The sequence below is a fragment of the Neobacillus cucumis genome, assembly GCF_023715505.1.
Window position 1 is genome coordinate 17727 of sequence record NZ_JAMBOH010000039.1, and the last position, 21362, is coordinate 39088.

Annotated in this window: 26 protein-coding genes; 11 read left to right on the top strand and 15 right to left on the bottom strand. The window is 38.2% G+C overall.

Annotated features, from left to right (window positions below):
• Positions 1 to 28: 28 nt before the first annotated feature.
• Both M3226_RS28335 and M3226_RS28340 read right to left on the bottom strand, forming a co-directional pair.
• A complete protein-coding gene (locus M3226_RS28335; RefSeq protein ID WP_251572459.1) occupies positions 29 to 1477 on the bottom strand; it encodes a sucrose-specific PTS transporter subunit IIBC in 1449 nt (482 codons plus the stop codon).
• Between the two features lie 162 nt (positions 1478 to 1639).
• Complete coding sequence (locus M3226_RS28340) at positions 1640 to 2635, bottom strand: LacI family DNA-binding transcriptional regulator (protein WP_251572462.1); 996 nt, start codon at positions 2633 to 2635, stop codon at positions 1640 to 1642.
• A gap of 251 nt (positions 2636 to 2886) precedes the next feature.
• Between M3226_RS28340 and M3226_RS28345 the strand changes: the two genes are divergently transcribed.
• The gene (locus M3226_RS28345; protein WP_285858033.1) at positions 2887 to 3351 is read left to right on the top strand and encodes a PTS sugar transporter subunit IIA; all 465 of its coding nucleotides are present in this window, start codon (positions 2887 to 2889) and stop codon (positions 3349 to 3351) included.
• A gap of 119 nt (positions 3352 to 3470) precedes the next feature.
• Here M3226_RS28345 and M3226_RS28350 read toward each other — a convergent pair whose 3' ends face one another.
• The 4 genes from M3226_RS28350 to M3226_RS28360 all read right to left on the bottom strand — a co-directional run bounded on the left by M3226_RS28350 (position 3471) and on the right by M3226_RS28360 (position 6253).
• Complete coding sequence (locus tag M3226_RS28350) at positions 3471 to 4718, bottom strand: NAD(P)-dependent malic enzyme (RefSeq protein WP_251572464.1); 1248 nt, start codon at positions 4716 to 4718, stop codon at positions 3471 to 3473.
• 174 nt (positions 4719 to 4892) lie between these two features.
• On the bottom strand, positions 4893 to 5021 hold the full coding sequence (locus M3226_RS32380; protein ID WP_285858034.1) for a hypothetical protein: 129 nt from the start codon (positions 5019 to 5021) through the stop codon (positions 4893 to 4895).
• Positions 5022 to 5041: 20 nt separating this feature from the next.
• Positions 5042 to 5614 (bottom strand): CoA transferase, encoded by a 573-nt coding sequence (locus M3226_RS28355; RefSeq protein ID WP_251572466.1) that lies wholly within the window; start codon positions 5612 to 5614, stop codon positions 5042 to 5044.
• A 99-nt stretch (positions 5615 to 5713) separates the two neighbouring features.
• A complete protein-coding gene (locus tag M3226_RS28360) occupies positions 5714 to 6253 on the bottom strand; it encodes a hypothetical protein (protein ID WP_251572468.1) in 540 nt (179 codons plus the stop codon).
• Positions 6254 to 6684: 431 nt separating this feature from the next.
• Between M3226_RS28360 and M3226_RS28365 the strand changes: the two genes are divergently transcribed.
• The gene (locus M3226_RS28365; protein WP_374110697.1) at positions 6685 to 7059 is read left to right on the top strand and encodes a DUF1284 domain-containing protein; all 375 of its coding nucleotides are present in this window, start codon (positions 6685 to 6687) and stop codon (positions 7057 to 7059) included.
• Between the two features lie 206 nt (positions 7060 to 7265).
• Complete coding sequence (locus M3226_RS28370) at positions 7266 to 7481, top strand: heavy-metal-associated domain-containing protein (RefSeq protein WP_251572508.1); 216 nt, start codon at positions 7266 to 7268, stop codon at positions 7479 to 7481.
• A gap of 58 nt (positions 7482 to 7539) precedes the next feature.
• Here the strand turns inward: M3226_RS28370 and M3226_RS28375 are convergent, their stop codons facing one another.
• Positions 7540 to 7710, bottom strand: a complete 171-nt coding sequence (locus M3226_RS28375) for a hypothetical protein (RefSeq protein ID WP_251572472.1) — start codon at positions 7708 to 7710, stop codon at positions 7540 to 7542.
• A 130-nt stretch (positions 7711 to 7840) separates the two neighbouring features.
• On the opposite strand from M3226_RS28375, the gene M3226_RS28380 reads away from it, so the two are divergent.
• Together M3226_RS28380 and M3226_RS28385 are read left to right on the top strand one after the other, a co-directional pair.
• Complete coding sequence (locus tag M3226_RS28380; protein ID WP_251572474.1) at positions 7841 to 7993, top strand: hypothetical protein; 153 nt, start codon at positions 7841 to 7843, stop codon at positions 7991 to 7993.
• Positions 7994 to 8774: 781 nt separating this feature from the next.
• A complete protein-coding gene (locus M3226_RS28385) occupies positions 8775 to 9479 on the top strand; it encodes a DUF421 domain-containing protein (protein WP_251572476.1) in 705 nt (234 codons plus the stop codon).
• 58 nt (positions 9480 to 9537) lie between these two features.
• On the opposite strand, the gene M3226_RS28390 is transcribed toward M3226_RS28385, so the two are convergent.
• Positions 9538 to 10092: an MOSC domain-containing protein gene (locus tag M3226_RS28390; protein ID WP_251572478.1), complete on the bottom strand. Its 555-nt coding sequence runs from the start codon at positions 10090 to 10092 to the stop codon at positions 9538 to 9540.
• 153 nt (positions 10093 to 10245) lie between these two features.
• Here M3226_RS28390 and M3226_RS28395 point away from each other — a divergent pair, with 153 nt between their 5' ends.
• Positions 10246 to 11178 carry a PD-(D/E)XK nuclease family protein gene (locus M3226_RS28395; protein WP_251572481.1) on the top strand — a complete coding sequence of 311 codons (933 nt, stop codon included), beginning with the start codon at positions 10246 to 10248 and terminating at the stop codon, positions 11176 to 11178.
• Between the two features lie 57 nt (positions 11179 to 11235).
• On the opposite strand, the gene M3226_RS28400 is transcribed toward M3226_RS28395, so the two are convergent.
• Positions 11236 to 11667 carry an ASCH domain-containing protein gene (locus M3226_RS28400; RefSeq protein WP_251572483.1) on the bottom strand — a complete coding sequence of 144 codons (432 nt, stop codon included), beginning with the start codon at positions 11665 to 11667 and terminating at the stop codon, positions 11236 to 11238.
• A gap of 272 nt (positions 11668 to 11939) precedes the next feature.
• Here M3226_RS28400 and M3226_RS28405 point away from each other — a divergent pair, with 272 nt between their 5' ends.
• On the top strand, positions 11940 to 12884 hold the full coding sequence (locus M3226_RS28405) for an aldo/keto reductase family protein (protein WP_251572485.1): 945 nt from the start codon (positions 11940 to 11942) through the stop codon (positions 12882 to 12884).
• 85 nt (positions 12885 to 12969) lie between these two features.
• Here M3226_RS28405 and M3226_RS28410 read toward each other — a convergent pair whose 3' ends face one another.
• The 3 genes from M3226_RS28410 to M3226_RS28420 all read right to left on the bottom strand — a co-directional run bounded on the left by M3226_RS28410 (position 12970) and on the right by M3226_RS28420 (position 15506).
• Entirely contained in the window at positions 12970 to 13410 is a 441-nt protein-coding gene (locus tag M3226_RS28410) for a universal stress protein (RefSeq protein ID WP_251572487.1), read from the bottom strand.
• Between the two features lie 76 nt (positions 13411 to 13486).
• Entirely contained in the window at positions 13487 to 14938 is a 1452-nt protein-coding gene (locus M3226_RS28415; RefSeq protein ID WP_251572489.1) for a DHA2 family efflux MFS transporter permease subunit, read from the bottom strand.
• The gene (locus M3226_RS28420; protein ID WP_251572491.1) at positions 14931 to 15506 is read right to left on the bottom strand and encodes a TetR/AcrR family transcriptional regulator; all 576 of its coding nucleotides are present in this window, start codon (positions 15504 to 15506) and stop codon (positions 14931 to 14933) included. The genes M3226_RS28415 and M3226_RS28420 overlap by 8 nt, the downstream gene beginning before the upstream one ends.
• 210 nt (positions 15507 to 15716) lie before the next feature.
• Here M3226_RS28420 and M3226_RS28425 point away from each other — a divergent pair, with 210 nt between their 5' ends.
• Positions 15717 to 17087 carry a S8 family peptidase gene (locus M3226_RS28425; protein WP_251572493.1) on the top strand — a complete coding sequence of 457 codons (1371 nt, stop codon included), beginning with the start codon at positions 15717 to 15719 and terminating at the stop codon, positions 17085 to 17087.
• A gap of 78 nt (positions 17088 to 17165) precedes the next feature.
• On the opposite strand, the gene M3226_RS28430 is transcribed toward M3226_RS28425, so the two are convergent.
• Positions 17166 to 17840, bottom strand: coding sequence for a DUF421 domain-containing protein (locus M3226_RS28430; protein WP_251572495.1), 675 nt, complete (start codon positions 17838 to 17840; stop codon positions 17166 to 17168).
• A gap of 253 nt (positions 17841 to 18093) precedes the next feature.
• Between M3226_RS28430 and M3226_RS28435 the strand changes: the two genes are divergently transcribed.
• A complete protein-coding gene (locus M3226_RS28435) occupies positions 18094 to 18240 on the top strand; it encodes a hypothetical protein (protein ID WP_251572497.1) in 147 nt (48 codons plus the stop codon).
• Between the two features lie 141 nt (positions 18241 to 18381).
• Here M3226_RS28435 and M3226_RS28440 read toward each other — a convergent pair whose 3' ends face one another.
• Both M3226_RS28440 and M3226_RS28445 read right to left on the bottom strand, forming a co-directional pair.
• A complete protein-coding gene (locus tag M3226_RS28440; protein WP_251572499.1) occupies positions 18382 to 18633 on the bottom strand; it encodes a DUF1292 domain-containing protein in 252 nt (83 codons plus the stop codon).
• A 96-nt stretch (positions 18634 to 18729) separates the two neighbouring features.
• Complete coding sequence (locus M3226_RS28445) at positions 18730 to 20280, bottom strand: GNAT family N-acetyltransferase (protein ID WP_251572501.1); 1551 nt, start codon at positions 20278 to 20280, stop codon at positions 18730 to 18732.
• 184 nt (positions 20281 to 20464) lie between these two features.
• On the opposite strand from M3226_RS28445, the gene M3226_RS28450 reads away from it, so the two are divergent.
• Positions 20465 to 20617 (top strand): hypothetical protein, encoded by a 153-nt coding sequence (locus M3226_RS28450; RefSeq protein ID WP_251572503.1) that lies wholly within the window; start codon positions 20465 to 20467, stop codon positions 20615 to 20617.
• A gap of 39 nt (positions 20618 to 20656) precedes the next feature.
• Complete coding sequence (locus M3226_RS28455) at positions 20657 to 21190, top strand: GNAT family N-acetyltransferase (RefSeq protein WP_251572505.1); 534 nt, start codon at positions 20657 to 20659, stop codon at positions 21188 to 21190.
• Positions 21191 to 21362 lie beyond the last annotated feature (172 nt).

A 21362-nucleotide genomic window follows, 5' to 3' on the forward strand; every position in this document is an offset into this window, starting at 1 on the left:
ATCACCTGATTCCCCTCTTTGTTATTGATTATGCCGCTTGTTTCTCATTGGCCGAAGTACTTTTTCTAGAATCACGCTTAGCCAGTACAAAAGTAACGACGAATGCTACTACAATGGAAATAGCCATTCCAATTACATAAAGAAGAATGGAACCCGGCTTGATTGAAATGATTCCTGGCAGACCGGCCGCTCCCAATGCAACTGCTTTTACCTTAAAGAAGGTGATAAACCCTGATGCAACACCAGATCCAATAATTGCTCCTATAAATGGATATTTTAGCTTTAAATTGATACCGAACATCGCTGGCTCTGTAATTCCTAATAGTGCGGAAATACCGGAAGCAGAAGCAAGACTCTTCAGCTTTTTATCTTTCGTCACAAGCAACACAGCAAGAGTTGCTGCACCTTGAGCAACGTTTGACATAGCTGCTATTGGGAATAGGAATGAGCCACCCGTTTTTGCAATATCGGAGATTAATTGTGTTTCAACCGCAACAAAGCTTTGATGCATACCTGTTATCACGATTGGGGCATAGAATAGCCCTAAAAGAGCGCCGCCAATAAATCCCGTCGTATCATATAACCAAACAAGGCCGTCTGTGAAAAGGTTACCAGCTGTTCTCATAAACGGACCTACAAGGGTAAACGTTAAAACTCCCGTTACCAAAATAGATAATAGTGGTGTTAATAGATTATCCAAAGCAGATGGAATAACTTTACGCAAACTAATTTCTATTTTTGCTAGAATAAAAGAAGCAGCCAAAACGGGCAGTACCGTTCCTTGATAGCCTACCTTTTCAATATCAAAACCAAGTATGTGCCAAACTGGTACTTTGTGATCCACTAAAGCGGCTCCGTAGCTATAAGCATTTAACAAATCTGGATGAACCATAATCATCCCAAGGGCAGCCCCTAAATAGGCATTTCCTCCAAATCGTTTTGTTGCCGAAAACCCTATTAATACTGGCAAAAATACAAAGGCAGCATTTGCAAACGTATTAATCATCGCAGCTAAGTCAGCGATACCCGGATTCGCATCAATTAAAGATTTCCCATCCATAAATAAATCTTTAGCCGTTAATAAGTTATTCAGTCCCATCAATAAACCACCCGCAACGATGGCTGGAATAATTGGAACAAAAATATCAGAAAGTAATTTAACTAACTGCAAAAGAGGATTTTGCTTTTTCGCTCCTGCATTTTTTACCTGGCTTGTTGACATCTCGTTAATCCCTGCAAGGTTTACAAATGGTTTATATACTTCATTAACAATTCCAGAACCTAAGATGATTTGGAATTGTCCAGCTGTAGAAAATGTTCCTTTTACCGTATCAATTGCATCTAATGCCGCTTGGTCCACCTTTTCTTCGTCATGTAAAACTAAACGCAGTCGTGTAGCACAATGTGCTGCAGCTGAGACATTTTCTTTACCGCCAATTGCATCCAAAATCGCTTGTGCAACTTCCTTGTGGTTCATGATTCATTCTCCTTTTTTATGGTTTCTGGGTATCTATTTAGAATTACCTTGTTGTAGAACCGGTTCCAAACAGGGTTAAAAAAATAAAACGCAGTGTTTTTGGAACCGGTTCTATTTTTCTGGTTAGAAAAACGGTTCTTTGTGGAACCGATTCCAAACACATTATAATTTACCACTTAATAAATTGTCAACGCTTTCTCGTTCAATTATTTTATATTTTGATAAAATAATTGGGGATAATTCTTCACTGTTAATTAGTTTAACCATACTTTGGGCAGCCACTTGTCCGGCCTCTTTATAAAAAAACTGAACAGTCGTTAAGCTAGGATGGATGATCTCCGTAACCTCATATCCTCCGAAGCCTGTAATGGATAAGTGATCCGGTACATTAATCCCCTTTAAATGAGCTGCTTTTAAAGCACCAAGGGCTATGTTATCTGTTGCACAAACAAGTATAGAAGGATTGAACTTATCAATTATATCCGGAACCCTTTTGATTGCCTCCGCCATTTTAAAGCTCGTCTCATAGTATTTAACTTCACAGTCACCCGCCTCTTGAATCGCCTTTGTGAACCCTTTTTTTCTGTTGACGCCGACAGCAATATCTTGTTCCGTAACTCCTAAGTAGGCTATTTTCCGGTGTCCTTTGGCGATTACATATTTACCTATATCATAACCCGCCTCAAAATCATTATGGATGAGACTATACACAGCTTGATGCTGCTGACCAACTAGTAAAATAGGTATTTGCAGCTGCTGGAATGCTTCAATGTGTGTATCGGTAATTTGTGTTGCAAGCAAAATAATTCCCGCTACCTTTTGCCTAGCCATGGTGTAAATATTTTCGATTTCACGATCTAGATCCTGACTAGTGTTTGAAATTAACATTTGGTAATTCAGTTCCCTAAGCTGCTCATCTATTCCTATTAAAGTTTGTGAAGTAGCATAGGAATCCAGCCGAGGCACGATTGTCCCAATAATATTTGGTTTCTTTGCTTTTAAACTTTGAGCAAAAGTATTAGGAATATAACCCGTTTCTTTTATTACCCGCTCAATCTTTTTCTTTGTTAATTCGCCGACAGACCCGCCATTTAAATACCTGGAAACAGTACTCTTGGCAACACCAGATAATCGGGCAATGTCTGCAATAGTTTTCATAGCTTCAACCTCATTTTTCATGTAACTAATTTGTATTATTCATTTGATCGGTTAATTTAATAGTTTTCGTCCTTGGTCTACTTTAGTATAAAATCATTTTTTCCATGAAGAAAGTCATTTAGAGTAAAATCGTTGAATTTTTTTCTGCAGTTCATTAAAATAAAAGATAATCCTAAATTTTTTATCAAAATTGGAACCGGTTCCTTAGTCCTGTTTTGCACAATAAAAGAACGCATAAAGGTGGTTTTCAAATGTTTAAAGGTTTTTTTAAAAAGAAAACGGTTGAAAGTGATCCATTTATCTTACAACCGTTAGAGGGACAATTAATACCTATCGAAACCGTTCCAGACCCTGTCTTTTCACAAAAAATGATGGGAGATGGTTTTGCGGTCCAGCCAACAAAGGGAACGGTTGTTTCACCGGTCGATGGAAAAGTAATAAGTGTATTTCCAACAAAGCATGCTGTGAGCCTCCTTGATCATAACGGAAGAGAGATTCTAATTCATGTAGGAATGGAAACAGTCAACTTAAAAGGCGAGGGGTTCACTTCTTTTGTCAAGGACGGGCAAACCGTTAAAAAGGGACAAAAGCTGCTCGAGGTTGACTTTGAATTCATTAAAGAGAAAGTACCCTCAATTATTACCCCAGTAGTATTTACAAACCTAAGTGATAATGAAAAGGTCGTTTGTGATGAACAGGGAATAAGAATCATTTAAAATCCTCTTTTATTAGTAATAGGTCTAGCCTCTTTTAATTAAGCAGCAAGGTTTACGAAAAGAGCCTTAATAAAAAAGAAAATCCCGTTTAAAAAAGGGATTTTCTTCTTTTGATTTGTTTAGACTAGTGCAAGTTTTGTTTCTTCTTTTGCTACTGATAGGCTGGCTTTAATTTGTTCTACACTGATATTCTTTCGGGAAACGCCTGTTTCCATTGCAGCGGAAGCAACTGCGGCTGCCACATGTGCAGCTACTCTCTTATCAAATGGATTGGGGATGACATAGTCTGCATGAAGTTCTACCTCTGAAATTAAACCAGCAATCGCATGAACTGCAGCAATCTTCATTTCCTCATTGATTTCTCTTGCCTGAACATCTAACGCTCCGCGGAAAATTCCCGGAAACGCCAAAACATTATTGACCTGATTTGAATAGTCCGAACGTCCTGTACCTACAACCAATGCTCCCGCTTGTTTTGCTTCTTCCGGCATAATCTCCGGTACGGGATTGGCCATGGCAAAAATAATCGGGTCACGTTGCATAGTACGAACCATTTCTGTTGTTACGGCACCTGCTGCTGAAACACCAACGAATACGTCAGCACCAACAAGAGCATCCGCCAACATCCCTTGTTTTTGTTCTTTATTTGTAACCTCAGCCATTTCCTCTTTGAACTTATTCATTCCAAAAGGGCGCCCCTTATAGATGACTCCTTTTGTATCACAAAGAATAACATCCTTTACCCCCATATGAAGCAAGAGTTTTACAATTGCTACTCCTGCTGCACCAGCACCGTTTACCACAACACGAATATCTTCTAGCTTTTTGTTTGCCAGTATAAGAGCATTAATTAATCCAGCAGCTGTTACAATAGCTGTACCATGCTGATCATCATGGAAAACAGGGATATCACAAGCTTTTCGCAGCTGATCTTCAATCTCAAAACATTGGGGTGCAGCAATATCTTCTAAGTTTATTCCTCCGAAGGTAGGTTCTAATAATTTGACCGTACTAACAATTTCTTTTGTATTAGTGGTACCTAGACAAATAGGGAATGCATCCACATTGGCAAATGATTTAAATAACACTGCCTTTCCTTCCATTACCGGCATTGCAGCTTTTGGACCGATATTCCCAAGGCCAAGTACAGCCGTTCCGTTTGATACAACTGCAACTAGATTCCCCTTCATAGTGTAATCATATACCTTACTTTCGTCCTGGTGAATATCCAGACAAGGTTCTGCAACACCAGGAGAATAAGCTAAACTTAAATCTTTAGCATTATTTACTGGAACCTTAGAAGTTACTGCAAGTTTTCCTTGATGTTCCTTATGCATCTTTAATGCTTCTTCCCTTAAGACTGACATACTCCTATCTCTCCCCTTTTAAATTTATACTTCCATCATAATACCCTGTAAGCATTTTCATAGATTTTGTAATTAAAAAAAGCAAGCTTCTTAAATTTTTTCTTTCTACACTCCTTTTGTTACTATCCAGATAAAGTAAAAATCGCACTCAAAAAGAGTGCGTATTAAATCTTATTATTGCAGTAATTGAATGATTTGCTCCTTTGTTGAGACAGCGGAAATCGCACCTTTTCCTGTGGTCGTAAGAGGCGTATTCACTGCCTTTTGCTGGTCACCATTTGTTAATGACTGACAGCCGAACACGATTTTAGTTCCCTTTCCTATTAGATCAAGTGTCTAGATAAGAAACTCCTACTATGTCTTAAATTTGGAATTATATTACATTCACACTTTTTTAGGTTTTCAATTTGTGCTCTGGTGTAACCAAGTTCCCCTAAGACTTCGTCTGTGTGTTCGCCAAGCAAAGGTGGGTGGCGTCGAACGTTAGAAGGAGTATCCGATAATTTAACTGGAAATCCCGGCACTTTCAAATTCTTTACATTAGGATGTTCAATTTCAATCATCATTTCCCTTGCTTGATCCTGAGGGTGATTAAGAACTTGATCAATCGTGTGTATTGGACCACATGGGACCCCAGCATGATCCATCTTTTCAAAAATATCTATGCTTTCCATCGTAATCAGTCTCTCAGACATAATATTTATAAGTTCTTGACGATGGGCAACTCGCTTTGCATTTGTTTCAAAACGAGCATCTTCCGATAAGTCAATCCACTCGAAAGCCTGGCAGCACTTTGTCCATAATCGATCATTTGCTACAGCCAAAATGATATCCATGTCTTTTGCTCTAACACTTAAAATATCTGGAGAATTATTTAGAATAATCTTTTTGCGCATGAATCACGTATAGCCTCTCTAAACTTACAGAGAGGCTTTTTCGATAATAAGTAATTCTCGCTTTGTTTGACGATGCAGATAACCATATTTTTACCAATATTAATTTTCGGTTTGAGTAAAGTGCTTTTTTTTCTTTAATAAAATTAAATAATAGAAAATATAATAAGCAAACATAATGAGCAATAGTCCTGCTGTCCAGGAACTTCCGACGGCTGCGCTAATATTTTGGTAGCCATTTGTTTGCTTTTGTAATGCTGCATCGGTTAGTATCCCAGATGTGTACATCCGATAAAAACGATAGATAAGCCTGGCTAAAAAGATGAAAGTAACCGTGCTCCCTATCCATATATTTGGACGGTAATACCAATGCTTTTCTCTCTTCTCAAAGGTAGTTAAAGCTGCCCCATAATAGCCGAGAAGGATACCTACTAGAATCCCAGCAACATCTGAGGTTAAGCTGATCGGATGGGTAAGCCCTGCAGATAAAAGGGCCAGCCCAATAATAAAGAGAATACACGTCCTGATTACCAATTTACGAGGATGAAGCTCCTGCCAGCCAATATTCCGACGAACCCGCCTGTAGATACCGAAAATAAAGATTACGATGATGATGACTAGGGTACTCAAGTGCTGAGTCATAGATTTTACCTCCATTTATTTTAATATTCTACAGCCTCTCAATAATCTCCAGCTTTTCCTTCTGAATTGCCTCTAACTCTATCATCTTTTCATCTGCTAGGGCATCTAACTTCTTCAAAATGCCTTTTATTCTAACGTACCGGTTTCATGTATTCTGCAAAGAGATTTGGATACTTTCTTGAACTTAACATCCCGTAATGAGTCAAAAAAAGAAATATTCGTTCAAATAAAGCTCTACCTTGAACAAGGTAATGTGCATACATATATTGGAATATATTTCTAATAATTTTAACACTAATTAATTAGGTTTACATCACGAAAATCTGATAAAAAACTCAGAAAAAACCGGTATAATGGATGACAAAGGAGTGGTATCGTTGAGTTTGAGTTTACGGGGTCACCATTTATTATGTGTACATGGCTTTCGTGGGATGGGTTACAGTCCTGATTTTGTAAAAAAAATGAGCGAAATTGTCGAGCAAATTAGAGATGATCGATTGGACTTTCCAATACAAGTGGTAGCTGCACTAGATGATACTTGTTGTACGTGTCCACATAAGGGAAAAATGACCTGCGAGGCAAGCGCTGGTTCTAATGAGCATGTCCTAACAATGGACTTTAACGTCATTCGTCAACTGGGATTAATCGAAGGTGCTGTCTACAATAAGTCCCTTTTAGTTCAATTAACGGCTGAAAAAGTGGAACCAGATGATTTGGATTATATTTGTAAGGGATGCTCCTGGCTTTCCTATGGAGTCTGCAAAGAGGGGATTGCCGATTTACGGGAGAAGTATGTAAAAGACTAAAGTATAATTTCGAAGATTACTAAAAGGGTCTTATGCTGATTTTATTTGAAAAATTTAAAGATTAGCCAATTCATTCTCATTCTTTAATAATATTTGTCCATAAATGTTATTTTTCCTTTGATACATTTCTTCTCTACTTTTTCAGGATAATTCCTGTTATTTTGGAGATCTTCTATACGGAGACTGCAAATAAACAGGGAAGGAAGATGCTTGTGGCCAACTTAACGATTTATGTAAAAGATGCTGTAAATGAACAACCAATTCAGTCGTTGGAATCGATCCTATCTCAGATGGATGGCATTGAAAGAGCCTTAGTGGATACTGAGGACGGCGAGGTGAAGATTGAATATAATGAAACCAGGGTTTCACCAGAAAAAATTAAAGAGACAGTCCTGCAGCATGGACTAAATCTACAGGATTAAGATGCTTTAACGACAAATCCCCCATTAATGATTGGGGGATTTGGTTTTAACTTAGAGATTATAACCCTCCGCAGGATTGGTTGGTCCCCTTTGTTTGTTGTTTGCTTGCTTCTCCGGTATCTTTTGAAACCGATTCAAGTCCATAACCAGTGGAACTTATTTCTAGATTCTCTTCTCTGTTCTTTTTAGATGTTGGATTTAAATTTGGATCAAAATTGTTTGTTTCCATTTGAGCCTCCTTAAGATCGTGTTAGTTAGATTATCTGCAATATTTAGCTTTTTAATTATGAAAGAAGGATATTATCCAGAATTAAGTTGACACTATGCTTGTTCAGAATAAATAGAATGAGGGATGAAAGATGGCGAAGACAAACGATCAAAAGGATACATCTGTAAAAATCGGCATGGACGGCGGACCAGTCGGTGAAAGTGTAAACAGCGATAATTCCTTTAGTGATGCAGGTTTAGAGAATGCCAGATTACTTCGAAAGGCAGCGAAAAAGGATAAGTAAGGCGGGATCCGTTAGCTTACTCCTTATCCTCTGCAGGTTAATGAGTCGCACCTCATTAACCTGTGTCATCTTCACTTTTCATTTTCGGTGAATGTTACCTTCCAAAAAATTGACATTAAATTTACAATCTTAAAATCCTCAGTTTACAAACCTTGACTATAATATAGTTAATAAATAACTGATAAAGGGGTTGCCACATGATCGAATTTCTAGTCCGCCTGGTAATTTTGGTCCCTCTTTTTACGATTCTCTGTCCTTAAACGTTCCCATTTCCCCATCCACCTTTCCAATAATTTCATCAGCAAAACCCACTACTCGAATCAAATTAAACTATTGATTACTCCAACTAAGTTACTCTTTTTAACAGTATTAATATTTAAGTAGACAAGGACAAAGGCTGATAACCCACATAAAATGTAAAAAAAAGGCATATTTGATTATTTGTACTCATATACTTGTAAAACATTTTCACTAGAAAGGGGAATCTGGACCTATGGATATTTGCATTTCTTGTGGAAAAGAGTTATCAATTATGGAGAGAAATAGGACTGAATGCTGGGAATGTAGAGATACCACAGTAGAAGCCTATACTGAAGAAGAATAAGTAGTAGTCCTTACGTTCATTTGTCCCTCGCGTTTTTTAGAAAAAAAGGCCCAATTCCTTTAACAGCTAAGGACTGGGCCTTTTTGGTTTTAAAAAAATGAGCTCATCTTAGGATTATGATTAGAACATCAGTGTTAAACTAAGTGGGAGTTTATGGTACGAAGGATGGTGTCTAGTATGGATTTTGCTGAAGCACAGGATACACTGACTATGGTTGAGTGGATTCTCCGGGCTGTCGTTGTTTTTTTCTTTTTGCTGATAGTGGCTAAAGTTTTAGGGCAGCGGGCCATCTCCCAATTAAGACTGCTTGATTTCGTTATCGCCTTAGTGATTGGAAATATTATTGCCCATCCGTTGTCTGACGACCATCTTGAGTTAAAGGGTTCTATGACCACCACAATTGTCTTGGTTGTACTATATCTTGGATGTATTTTTCTGAATCTAAAATTACCTTGGTTTAGAAGACTTGTTAACCATGCTCCCATTACCCTCATCCAGGACGGAGAAATTATTTTTAAAGGATTAGGGAAAGCGAGAATTACCATAGATGCCTTATTAGAAGAATTGCGGGAAGAAAAAGTGGTGGATTTGAAAAAAGTAGCCTTAGCGATTTGGGAAGCTGATGGTAAAATATCCGTCTTTTTAGATCCAAAATACGAACCGATTACCCCTGCATCCTGTCAAATGAAAACAGACCCATTTGAATTGCCAAGGACCATTATTAAGGAGGGCAGAATTAATTCAGAGGAGCTGAAACAAATACATAAGGACGAAAGCTGGGTTATTTCCGCTTTAGATCGCTCATATAAAACCGAGGTTAAAAACGTTCTGCTGGCCACCCTTGATACGAAAGAAAATCTAAAAGTATTTTTATATAAGTGAAAAACTGGCTCAAAAAGTTCTTTGAGTCAGTTGCTATTTCAGCCTATCCTAAAATTCATTATTGCATGGGATTGGAGTAGTCATTAATTAAAATTTGAACTTCATCCGTTTCATGGATAATCCCCGGTCTTTCGACGGCGCAGACAATTCCCCTCCGTTTATAGCCAGCTTTTACGAAACGAGTGGCAAGCTTTTTATGGTCCTTATAGTGCTTTTGTATTTCTTCTCCAGGTAATGTACAAGGCATATTTTCCCCCATACAAATTAAGCCTGCTCCACTTGAGAACAGGATTCTTGAGCCCAGCGTAAGTTTCGTTAATTCAGGATATCCCTTTACCAACAGATTTGCTCCTACCCACTCCGGCAGCACCCTTTCGATTTCTAGCTCTTTAGCAATTTGAGCTAAATCCTCCTCAGACACGATTGTAATCTGCCTGCGGTTTAGGATCTCGGTTCCTCTAGGGTACATCGGCTGTCTTGAATCAGCCTTACTCGTTATCCCAAAATGGCGGTCACCTTTTATTCCGCCAAACTCAAGTGCAGCTTCCGGAATTCTTCTCGTCACGAATGTCTCTGGAAGATCGGCAATTAATATTGACTGTATGTTTGCCACTGCTTTTTTCAGATAAACCCCTCCCCTTGTTTTTAAGCTGTTAATTTTATATTACCATTAATAGTCCCCTAAAACATGCCAATTGATTTTTTCAGCCTGCTGCCCATACAATGAATCTATATTTATTATGAATTTAGTGAAGAGGAGTAAACTATGTACGTTTTCCGCGATTATCCTGAATTTTCTTGGTCTAATTCCAGGCACAAGACCTTTTTAGAGTGCACCCGAAAGTATTATCATCAATACTATGAATCTCATAATGGCTGGGAGTATGAAGCACCGGAAGAAAATAAGGCCGCTTATCGTCTTAAAAATATCAAAAATATTCCCATTCTCTTAGGAGATGAAATCCATAAGGTTATTGACCTTCAGCTAAAAAAATTTTTAAACGGTAAAAGCCTCTTTACGGAAAACGATATGATTGCTTTGGTAACGAAAGGCTTAAATAAAGCTTATTTAGATTCAACCAGATTCCGCATGCACTGGTTCCAGAAACCAAAGCGATACCAGATGCTGCATGAAATTTACTATGGTAATGGGCTGAGCCCTGATGGGATTAGCTCGGCTAAAACGAAGCTTCAGCTATGTGTGAATAACTTCTTTAAGAGTAAAACCTATCAAGATGTTCTGAATAAGTTAGAAATGCATGTCCTGCACTCAGAGGATTTTCAAGCGTTTGAAGTGAATGGTGTCGATGTATTTGTTGTCCTCGACTTTGTTTATAAAGATGTCAGTCATGGAAAATGGATGGTAGTCGATTGGAAAACTGGTAAGGAGTCAGAGGAGGACCGGAAACAGCTTGCTCTTTATGCCTTATTCCTTTCTCAAAAGCACGATATCCCGATTGATGACATTGTCCTGCGAAATGAGTATTTGTTAACAGGAAAAAGCCAGGAATATCAATTAACCCAGTTTGAGATTGACTCAGCTCAAGTATTAATGAATGAAAGCATCTATCATATGCTTAGCTATCTTGAAAATCCTGCGAGGAATAAACCTTTAAGCATAGACCAATTTGAGAAGAACTCTTCAACCAAGTGCCAGCGCTGTAACTATAAAGAAAAATGTGAAGTTTTAACTAGCTAAATAGTAAGAATGGTGTCAGGCACCACAAAAGAACAGTGTCCACTGATGGCTGACACCTTACATATCGATATCGTATTCCCATAATCCGAGGTGGCCTTTTGCTGGAATCGGCTGGTCTAGCAGCTGCATGTCTTGTACTTCCCAGGCGTAGTTTCGTTCGTTGAAGTCTCCTAAGAAATAGTTGTTTTCTGATACGATGACGCTATTTTCTAGGACGGCCCATGTTGTTTGATTGTCTGTTACTTTTAAGCAATTAATCAAATTACAAACAGCGATAATCTTCCCAGTTGGAAGATTATCCACTGTATATCCATGTTTACCGAGTAAAGCTTGAATAGTTTTATGAGAGCATACGGCTCTATCTACTTGTTTACTTGTATGTATTGCCAATGGTCCCCGATAGCTGGTTCTCCATGTCCTTGTTTCGTATATGACTTCTCTTAACACAAAAAGACTAGCCCATGGCTGTTTCATCGTCAAAACCTTCATGATACCAGGCCTTCCTTAAAAGTTTGTATCTTAAAGTATTATCACATTTTCCTGTTCCCATTCAGTCATTAAAGTTCTATTGACTACCCTTGTGCCTCATTTTTTTGGTCTACGGTCGTCAATAAGCTCTATTGACTAAACCTCAATTATTTATAAAAATATTACCTAGATCACATTAGACCTAACCATATTTCTGTAGTATAGTTAGAATTGTTAGACTACTAATTTTACAGATTGTACCTAAAATTGAAATGTATTGGAGGAAACGGTAAATGCAATATCGACGTTTGGGCAATACGGGATTAAAGGTCAGTGAAATCAGTCTTGGAAGTTGGCTTACATATGGTGGATATGTGGAAGAACAAAATGCCGTTGCTTCGATTGATCAAGCCTATGAATTAGGGATTAATTTTTTTGATACAGCAAACGTTTACATACGTGGTGAAGCCGAGAAGGTTGTGGGAAAGGCATTAAGTAAATATCCAAGAAGCTCTTATGTCTTGGCAACAAAAGTATTTGGAAATATGGGCGATGGTCCAAATGACCATGGTCTTTCACGCAAACATATTATGGAGCAATGTGATGCCAGCTTACAGCGCCTTGGTATGGATTATATTGATATTTATTATTGCCACCGTTTCCACCACGAAACTCCGCTAGAAGAAACACTGCGCGCACTAGATGATCTAGTCCGCCAAGGCAAGGTTCTTTATCTTGGTGTAAGTGAATGGACAGCTGAACAAATAACGGAAGCAGTCCACATTGCCGATAAAAAACTACTGGACCGTATCGTTGTCAACCAGCCAAATTACAGCATGCTGCAGCGTTATATTGAAAAAGAAGTTATTCCCGTAAGTGAAAAACATGGAATCGGCCAAGTGGTCTTTTCACCTTTAGCACAAGGTGTGTTAACAGGAAAGTACAAAAAAGGTGAACTGCCGCCAGCAGAAAGCCGTGCCGCACAAAAAGATTTAAATTTATCTCATGTGCTTACAGAAGAAAACCTTGATAAAATAGAACAATTAAAGAAAATTGCTGTCGAAGAGGATTTAAGTCTAAGTCAGCTTGCACTTGCTTGGATATTAAGACAGCCAAACGTGGCCAGTGCTCTTATTGGAGCAAGCCGTCCGGAGCAGCTGTTAGAAAATGTAAAGGCTTCGGGTGTAACCTTATCTACTGATAGTCTTGAACAAATTGATGAAATTTTAAATGCATAGGCTTTTAAGGCATAAAATTGAAAGAGCACCTGCTATATAGCTTAGCAGATGCTCTTTTTTCGTTACTTCCTATTGACGATAGAGTCTAATACTCAGGTGTACGAACAACCAAAACATCACAAGTAGCTGAACGAACGATAGATCCAGACACGGAACCAATTAAGTAACGTTCAACAGCATTTAATCCTGTAGCACCACAAATAATTAAATCCGCCTCTACAAAGTCAGCGATCTCCTTCGTGATGATCGTTTTTGGAGAACCGTATTCGACTACTGCCTTTACGTTTGTAACACCTTCAGCTTTTGCTTCTAACTTGTAGGCATTTACAAGTTCCTCTGAGGCGCGCTGTGCACGCTCAACAGTGGAGCGTTCATATGCTTCGAAAGAACGAGTATTGAAAATGTTTACTATGTTTAAGTTTGCGTTTTTGTTACGTTTTGCAACATCAATTGATTTATGAAATGCGTATTCGGCTTCCTTTGAACCGTCTACAGCTACTACGATACTTTTATAATGATTTGCCATTGCCATATCTCCTTCTAATTGAAGCTAATTATCTTAATAATGCTGCTTAATCGTAGACCGAGTGCAATTTCTTTATTTAAGATTGATGAGGCTTTTTGATAAATAACGATAGGACAACATTAATCACCGCTAATACTAAACTAATCGTAAATACTACTGATGATCCCGCTGCTGCTGCTTGTGGCAGTTCATTGGCATTGGCTGCTAAAAAACTATTCTCTTTGGCTGAAAAAATGGATACCAATACTGCAATACCAATAGCGCCAGCAACCTGTTGAAGCGTTTGAGTTAACGCAATTCCATCTGGATAGTACTGTTTCGGAAGCGAATTTAACGTGTTTGTTTGGACAGAAGCAAGGACAGCACCTATACCCAGCATCATGACAATATGTGTTACCACAACCATCCATATAGCTGTGTCTGCACCAAATTGTGAATAGAAGACATAACCAACCGCTACTAAAATGGTACCAGGCGTAATTACCGCTTTTGGACCATATTTATCAAATAAACTTCCAATGGTTGGAGCTAAGACGCAGTTAAGTAAGCTTCCTGGCAGCAGGATAAGCCCTGTTGTAAAAGCAGCAATTAATAGCGCCATTTGCATATACATCGGTAAGATGACGAGCATGGACAACATATTAAAGAACGTAATAAAAGTCATAATGACTCCAAGAACGAAAAGTGGGTATTTAAATGCGATTAAATTCAGCATAGGATTCTCCATTTTCGTTTGACGAATCGCAAAAATAATCAATGCTATAAACCCAATAATGATGGATCCAAGAACTGTTGCACTCGTCCAACCTGCCTCACCCGATACACTGAAGCCGTAAACAACCCCACCAAATCCAATTGTCGAAAGAATAACAGATACTGTATCAATCGAAACCTTACGAATCTCATTTACATTCGGCAAATAAAGCACTCCAAAAATAAGAGAGAACAGTAAAAATGGTAATGTAACCAAGAAAATCCAATGCCAGGATAATGTATCTAATATAAGTCCTGCAATGGTTGGACCAAGTGCTGGACCTGCTAACATAACTAAGCCCATAACGCCCATCGCAGCGCCTCGTTTATTTGGAGGGAAAATTGTAAAAATAACATTTTGCGTTAAGGGTAAAGCCATGGCTAAGCCTGCTGCTTGCACAACACGTGCCGTCAATAAAAGACTAAATACAGGTGCTACTGCTGCTAAAATGGTCCCTATAAGGGATAGTGATATAGAAGTGAAAAACATTTGTCTTGTTGTGAACTTTTGCATCAAAATACCGGTTACCGGCACTAGAATACCTAATGTTAAGAAATAACCTGTTGCCAGCCATCCGACTGTCGTTGCATTAGAGTTAAATATTTTAGCTAAATCTCCTAAGGCAATATTTAATGCCGTTTCACTAAATAGTCCCACAAATCCTGCCACAAAAAGAGCAGCCATAATCGGGCCTGTTTTAATTTGTTTGTTTACCATCGATCCTGTTTTAGCTTGTTGATTTGTAATTGATTCTGTTACAATTTGTTCACTCATGTATTTTTTTAAACTCCTTTAATAGATTTAGTAATACTTGCGAAATAACCTGTAATGGATCGCTTGCTTTTTGTGTTAAACAAAGCATAATTCCACCTTCCATAGAGGCCGTCATCATCAGCGCAATGGATTCAGCGGATTCTTTCGGAAACCCATCCGCCTCTAACTTGTTCGAATAAATTCCTTGCATTTTACTGTATAGGTCCGAGCAAGCTTCTCTGACTGTCTCACTTAGTGAAGCTATTTCGCTGATAATACTGCTAAATGTAAATCCTGTAATCGTTCCTTCTGTTTCAAAATTAACGATTAATTTTTCAATCATTCCGTTTGTAGCTTCTTGCGTAGTCGGATAAAGTTCAAAGATCTCTTCGATATCCTTTGTAATCACTTCGTTCAAAGAATGAAGACAAGTAATTAATAATTCTTCTTTTCCATTTGGAAAGTGATGATAAAACGAACCTTTTGAAAGGGAACATGCTTTTAAAATTTCGCTTAATCCTACACCTATATATCCTTTTTGTTGGAAAAGTGTTGTCGCGATGTTTATTATCAGCGATTTCGTATCCATTCCCGTAGTACACCTCCGACATACCAACCGGTCTGTTTGTAACTATAACAAAAATTTTTTCCCTAAGTCAAGGCTTTTTTTCACAAATTAGACATAAACATAGATGCATTCACTCGAAAAAACGCCAAGCTATAGTTTCGCGAACGCATTCATAAAAGTGCCTAAAAGTAACATGCTATAAATAAAACTATTTACTATTGAGGTGTAAGAATGCGAAATAGGTTAATTTTCGGTATTTTCACATTAGGTTTAGCCATTATTTTGTTTGCTGCCATGCGTCCCTTTTTTTTAGATAAGGGTGAACAGCGAAACCATTTAAATTCAATCACTCGAACCGAAAATACTGGCAGACCCTTGCAGGTACAAAATGTCCAGCATCGGAATGGAAAAATTCAAAGAATCAATATGATCAAAACCAATCATCAGCTAGTACACAGGCTAAACAACAGCCCTGCAATAAAGGTCATCAACCATAACAAAAAGGACAAAAGCCACTACTATGAAAATGAAATAGTCGTAAATTTTAAGACGATTCCTCCTCAAGAAAAAATAGCTCAATATCTTAAAGATATTGATGGGAGTCTAAGGGAAAAACACGAGACCGTGTATATTTTTAAATCCAACACTAAAACCGCCAACGAACTTGAAAAATACTTTATCAGAAATCAAACTGTTGAATATGCAGAACCTCATTATATCTTTGTACCGAATGACGTGAATGACACCTACTACCAGAGCTATCAATGGAATTTACCGGCGATTGGGACAGAACAGGGATGGAATCTTACCCGCGGTTCCAAAAAAGTAAAAATTGCCGTAGTTGACACTGGTGTAGATCTGGATCATCCTGACCTTGCGCGGCGCTTAACAACGGGATATAACGCCATTGATGATAATAACAACCCTGATGACGATAATGGACATGGCTCCCACGTGGCCGGAATTATTGCTGCCGATACCAACAATGGTGTGGGCATGGCAGGAATTACGTGGTACAACCCGATTATCCCTGTAAAAGTTATGGGTGCCGATGGGACAGGCGGTTCGTTTTATGTTTCAAAGGGAATCCGCTGGGCAGTCGATCACGGGGCAGATGTGATTAATTTAAGCCTTGGAAATTACCAGAGTTGTGATGTATTAGAAAGTGCGATTGATTACGCTCAAGAAAAAAATGTCGTTGTAATCTCTGCGGCGGGAAATGATAATACAAGCCAGCGAAGCTACCCCGCTGCCTATCCAGGTGTCTTGGGGGTAGCGGCAGTAGATTGGGATGGAAAACGGGCAGAGTTCTCCAACTTTGGTGATTATGTAGATGTGGCAGCACCTGGTGTGGAAATTCCGAGTACTTTTTCCAATGGAGAGTATGCCGCCCTTTCCGGAACTTCCATGGCGGCACCACATGTCACCGCATTGGCAGGTCTTATCCGATCCATTAATCCAAAGCTGAAAAATACGGATGTAGTTAAAATCATTACCAGCAGTGCGCGGCCGGTGAATCAAAACAGACAAAGCCCTTACTATGGGAATGGGATTATAAACAATGCTGAGGCACTACAATTGGCAGCGAAGAAAAACAAATAGTTGTAATCCATACTGGTTGGAACTTCAAAAAAAAATGGCTCAGTTCAACCGAACTGAGCCATTTTTCCCCATCAATAACTAGTTATATTCAGATATTTTCAGGCCATTATTTTTATGCCATTCTGCATATAATACTTCCTTAAAATCACTTATATTTTTATTCGTTAACTGCTCTTTGAGCCATTCTTCTGTTAATCCCGCTTCTCTAAGATTTCTACTAATCACTTTCCCATCCATAATAAGTGCAAATGGTAAACTCACTTGTTTTTTAGGAATATTTAGGTCCTTCTTTGTAGGCGCCCCATAATCATGTTTCGGGGAAACGCTGATTTGTCCGTCCCGTTCTAAAATCACATATTCGGCCTCATAAATAGAAAAATAACCCTGCTTTCTCATTTGCTGTTGTAGTTGATTTAAATCAATATGGTTCTTCTTTAGGCTTTTAAAAAGGATTTGTCCATTTTTAATTAATAATGCAGGTTCGCCTTCAAACCAGATTCTAAATACTATAAACTTTTGGGTTAATTTTTCAACACAATATATCAGCATACCCCAAAACACAATAGTAAAAATAATTTCTGTTATATCAACCTTATCATCAAATACAGCATCACCTACAAAATTCCCCATGACCAATCCGGTGATGAAATCAAAAGGAGTAATCTGTGAAAATTGAATTTTCCCCAAAAATTTTAGTACAAGAAGGATGGTAAAAAAACCAACAGTTAATTCCAAAGCAATATCTAAGTACATACAATTTTCTCTCCTATAAAAGGCCGTATATTATTTGTTCCATCTTTATTGTTACCAATTTTAAGATTTTAATATGTGCTGACTTTCTCTATCTTTTATAGGATTTTTCTAAAAATACTAAAACAGTATCAACTCTCTCATTTATCTGTATTATTTTGCTATTCCGTCTATTACGCAACCGCTTACAGGTGAATAGAATCACCTGTATAATAAAGATATAAGAAATTCAATCACCCAAAATGGGAGGAAAATCATGATGATTAATGATTTTTGGTTTGAACTAAAGAACTGGTTTTTTAGAGAGCCGATTGATGAAGTAGAAGAATTTGAGCGCCTCGAATCACAGCATACCAGAGTTCACCATGATCAAAATATTCACGAGATCATCCGTATCCATTAAACTATTTACTATTCAAGTAAGCCTTCTAATTGAGGAGGGCTTCTTTTTTCTTTTATGAGCTTAGTTGGAAGAATATTTTATGATTATTAAAAGACTCAGTTCGAATGAACCTGAGCCTTTTAATTATGATTTACCTCTTTGCTACTCGGCCGGTGCCTCTTCCACTGCTATTTGATAGGCATCCAATATTGCTTGACTTTCTATTGGATTGTTAATGCCCACTAAGTATTGATTTCCTTCTTCTCCTTCAATCTTCATGACAATTGTTTCATCGTCCGCTGCTAACAGTGCATAGGATTCTTCACCCATATCAAACAACGCTTCAACTGCAAACCGTTTTTGAATGCCCTCATTATCTTCAATTGTTATATAATCTCGTGGCTCATTACCCATTCATGTCACCCCTTCATTATACTTTTCCCTTTACCAAGAAACGTTATTAGGGATTATTTTAAAAAGCGGACAGTCATTGATACTGCCCGCCTTCTCTTATGATTCGTTCATTAAATTTTTCCATTCAATTCGATACAAATCCCGCCGGCGATCCTGTAATTGCCGGACCGAACCAGTTTTTTGCGAGCGTCTCAGCTTTTCGATATCCACGTCACCCACAACCACTGTATCAATATTGGCATCACATTCCCCAACAATCCCATCTCGGGCAAATTCAAAATCCGAAGGGCTGAAAATTCCGGATTGGGCGTATTGAATATCCATGTTTTTCACATGTGTTAAGTTGCCCACCGTTCCGGCAATACAGGTATAAATTTGATTTTCAATTGCTCGTGCCTGTGCACAATACCGAACTCGTAAATAGCCTTGGCGGTCTTCCGTACAAAATGGAACGAAGATGATATTTGCCCCCATATCAACCGCCATCCGGCCAAGTTCTGGGAATTCAATATCATAGCAAATGAGGATCGCAATTTTTCCACAATCCGTCTCAAATACATTAAAATCGTTCCCTTCAGAAATGCCCCACCATTTTCGCTCATTCGGTGTGATATGCAGCTTTGACTGCCTCTCAATCGTCCCATCCCGCCGGAAAAGATAGGCAACATTAAATACCTCATCATTCTCGACCACAAAATGGGAACCCCCGATAATATTAACATTGTATCGAACTGCGAGTTCTGTAAACAGCTCGATATATTGATCAGTATAGGTTGCTAAGAGCCTTACTGCCTGGTCTGGCCTTTTTTCTTCTAAAAAGGACATCAATTGGGTAGTAAAGATTTCAGGGAATACGGCAAAATCAGAACCGAAATCAGCCGCAACACTGACATAATATTCAACCTGACGCGTAAACTCGTCTAAGCAGTCAATTTTTTTCATCATATATTGAATCGCACATATTCGGACAGGGTCTGATGCCCGGTAGACGCGCCGGGACTTAGGATGGTAATCAATATTGTTCCATTCCATCAAGGTGGCAAACGCTCCCGATGCCTTGTCATCCGGCAGGTAGCGGGTATTAATCCGTTTAATCCTAAATCCCTGAAGTAGCTGGAAGGATAACACCGGGTCATAGATGCTGTGTTTTTCAACTGCATCAACGTATTCACGGGCGGTCATTTTATCTTTATATAAATGATAGTTGGGAATTCGGCCGCCTATAATAATGCTTTGTAGGTTTAACTGGCGGGCAAGTTCCTTTCGTGCTTCATAAAGCCGGTGCCCCAGTTTCATCCGACGGTACTCAGGATCGACCATTACTTCGATTCCATAAAGGTTAAATCCATCAGGATCATGATTGGTGATATACCCGTTGTCTGTAATGGTGTTCCAAGTATGCTGGTCTTTGTATTCATCAAAATTGATGATTAGACTTGAACAAGAGCCGACAATTTTGTCTTCATATTCCACACAGAATTGCCCTTCAGGGAATATGCGGATATGACTGCGCAGCTGCTCGCGTTTCCAGGGTTCCATATTAGGAAAGCAAACCTTGCCCAACTCTATAATCTCATCAATATCTTCCATTCTTATGTTGCGGATAATGATTTTTTTTTCGTATTTCGATACATCCGTTTCAGTCACATTCTCACACCCTCTTAATAAGAGTCTTACCCACATTTTCTTAAAATGAAACTATTTTCTATTTATAGTTCCCAATAAAATACTTAATTACATATTCTTTGTCATTTTTAACAAAGAAGGATATGTCCTAAAGGGAGGCGAATACACTTTATAAGATATACTGATCATGAAAGGATGAGTGAAGATGACAATTATCTTGGGAATATTGGCATTACTAATTACGTTACTGGTCATTGCCACCCTTTTATCGATAGAAGCACAGTTAAAGAAACTAAATATGACAAATAAAAAAATTCTTGAAATGCTTACTGATTTAAAGAAAGATGATAGAAAGTGATTCCTAAACTTCCGAATTCACCAAAAAGGAGACCCAATCATGATTGAACTACAATATTTTAAACAATCAGATTTTCAACAACTTATTAGTTGGATTGATTCACCTCAGTTCCTTCTTCAATGGAGCGGTTCTGCATTCGACTATCCCTTGTCGGAAGAGCAGCTAGAAAAATACATTGAGAATGCCAATAAAGAAGAATCGGATACATTGGTTTATAAAGTAATCGATCAAGAAACTGGGGATGTTATTGGACATATCTCACTGGGAAAGATTGATAGAAAGAATAAATCTGCGAGAATTGGTAAAGTGCTTGTTGGTAATCAAGATGTTAGAGGTAAAGGGATCGGTCAGCAAATGATAAAGGCAATTCTTAAGATTGCATTTGTTCAACTACATTTACATCGAGTTAGTCTTGGGGTATTTGACTTTAATACTTCTGCGATGGCTTGCTATGAAAAAGCAGGTTTTGTAAAAGAAGGTTTACATCGCGATTCAAGTAAGAATGGGGACGAATACTGGAGTTTATGGGAAATGAGTATGTTAGAGAATGAGTGGTTAAACGTAAGAACCTAAAAAATGACTTGGTACTCCCAAGCCATTTTTTAATATGGAATAACTCACTAGTGTTGCGTTAATTAAATTTTAATATTAAAAACACTCTAAATATTCACTAATTTTATTTTGTGCAAAGAAAAAGTCCTTTATAATGAATAAGTCAGGTGGTAACCCGTCCAAATCCACTAAA

Coding starts and splice junctions, on each gene's coding strand:
- M3226_RS28440 (WP_251572499.1), bottom strand. CDS start 18,633: ATGGGTAATGAGCCACGAGATTATATAACAATTGAAGATAATGAGGGC.
- M3226_RS28335 (WP_251572459.1), bottom strand. CDS start 1,477: ATGAACCACAAGGAAGTTGCACAAGCGATTTTGGATGCAATTGGCGGT.
- M3226_RS28340 (WP_251572462.1), bottom strand. CDS start 2,635: ATGAAAACTATTGCAGACATTGCCCGATTATCTGGTGTTGCCAAGAGT.
- M3226_RS28370 (WP_251572508.1), top strand. CDS start 7,266: ATGCTTGTGGCCAACTTAACGATTTATGTAAAAGATGCTGTAAATGAA.
- M3226_RS28455 (WP_251572505.1), top strand. CDS start 20,657: ATGATTGAACTACAATATTTTAAACAATCAGATTTTCAACAACTTATT.
- M3226_RS28435 (WP_251572497.1), top strand. CDS start 18,094: ATGATGATTAATGATTTTTGGTTTGAACTAAAGAACTGGTTTTTTAGA.
- M3226_RS28355 (WP_251572466.1), bottom strand. CDS start 5,614: ATGCGCAAAAAGATTATTCTAAATAATTCTCCAGATATTTTAAGTGTT.
- M3226_RS28400 (WP_251572483.1), bottom strand. CDS start 11,667: ATGAAGGTTTTGACGATGAAACAGCCATGGGCTAGTCTTTTTGTGTTA.
- M3226_RS28395 (WP_251572481.1), top strand. CDS start 10,246: ATGTACGTTTTCCGCGATTATCCTGAATTTTCTTGGTCTAATTCCAGG.
- M3226_RS28350 (WP_251572464.1), bottom strand. CDS start 4,718: ATGTCAGTCTTAAGGGAAGAAGCATTAAAGATGCATAAGGAACATCAA.
- M3226_RS28420 (WP_251572491.1), bottom strand. CDS start 15,506: ATGGATACGAAATCGCTGATAATAAACATCGCGACAACACTTTTCCAA.
- M3226_RS28360 (WP_251572468.1), bottom strand. CDS start 6,253: ATGACTCAGCACTTGAGTACCCTAGTCATCATCATCGTAATCTTTATT.
- M3226_RS28425 (WP_251572493.1), top strand. CDS start 15,717: ATGCGAAATAGGTTAATTTTCGGTATTTTCACATTAGGTTTAGCCATT.
- M3226_RS28385 (WP_251572476.1), top strand. CDS start 8,775: ATGGATTTTGCTGAAGCACAGGATACACTGACTATGGTTGAGTGGATT.
- M3226_RS28365 (WP_374110697.1), top strand. CDS start 6,685: ATGGGTTACAGTCCTGATTTTGTAAAAAAAATGAGCGAAATTGTCGAG.
- M3226_RS28405 (WP_251572485.1), top strand. CDS start 11,940: ATGCAATATCGACGTTTGGGCAATACGGGATTAAAGGTCAGTGAAATC.
- M3226_RS28430 (WP_251572495.1), bottom strand. CDS start 17,840: ATGTACTTAGATATTGCTTTGGAATTAACTGTTGGTTTTTTTACCATC.
- M3226_RS28450 (WP_251572503.1), top strand. CDS start 20,465: ATGACAATTATCTTGGGAATATTGGCATTACTAATTACGTTACTGGTC.
- M3226_RS28415 (WP_251572489.1), bottom strand. CDS start 14,938: ATGAGTGAACAAATTGTAACAGAATCAATTACAAATCAACAAGCTAAA.
- M3226_RS28345 (WP_285858033.1), top strand. CDS start 2,887: ATGTTTAAAGGTTTTTTTAAAAAGAAAACGGTTGAAAGTGATCCATTT.
- M3226_RS28375 (WP_251572472.1), bottom strand. CDS start 7,710: ATGGAAACAAACAATTTTGATCCAAATTTAAATCCAACATCTAAAAAG.
- M3226_RS28410 (WP_251572487.1), bottom strand. CDS start 13,410: ATGGCAAATCATTATAAAAGTATCGTAGTAGCTGTAGACGGTTCAAAG.
- M3226_RS28380 (WP_251572474.1), top strand. CDS start 7,841: ATGGCGAAGACAAACGATCAAAAGGATACATCTGTAAAAATCGGCATG.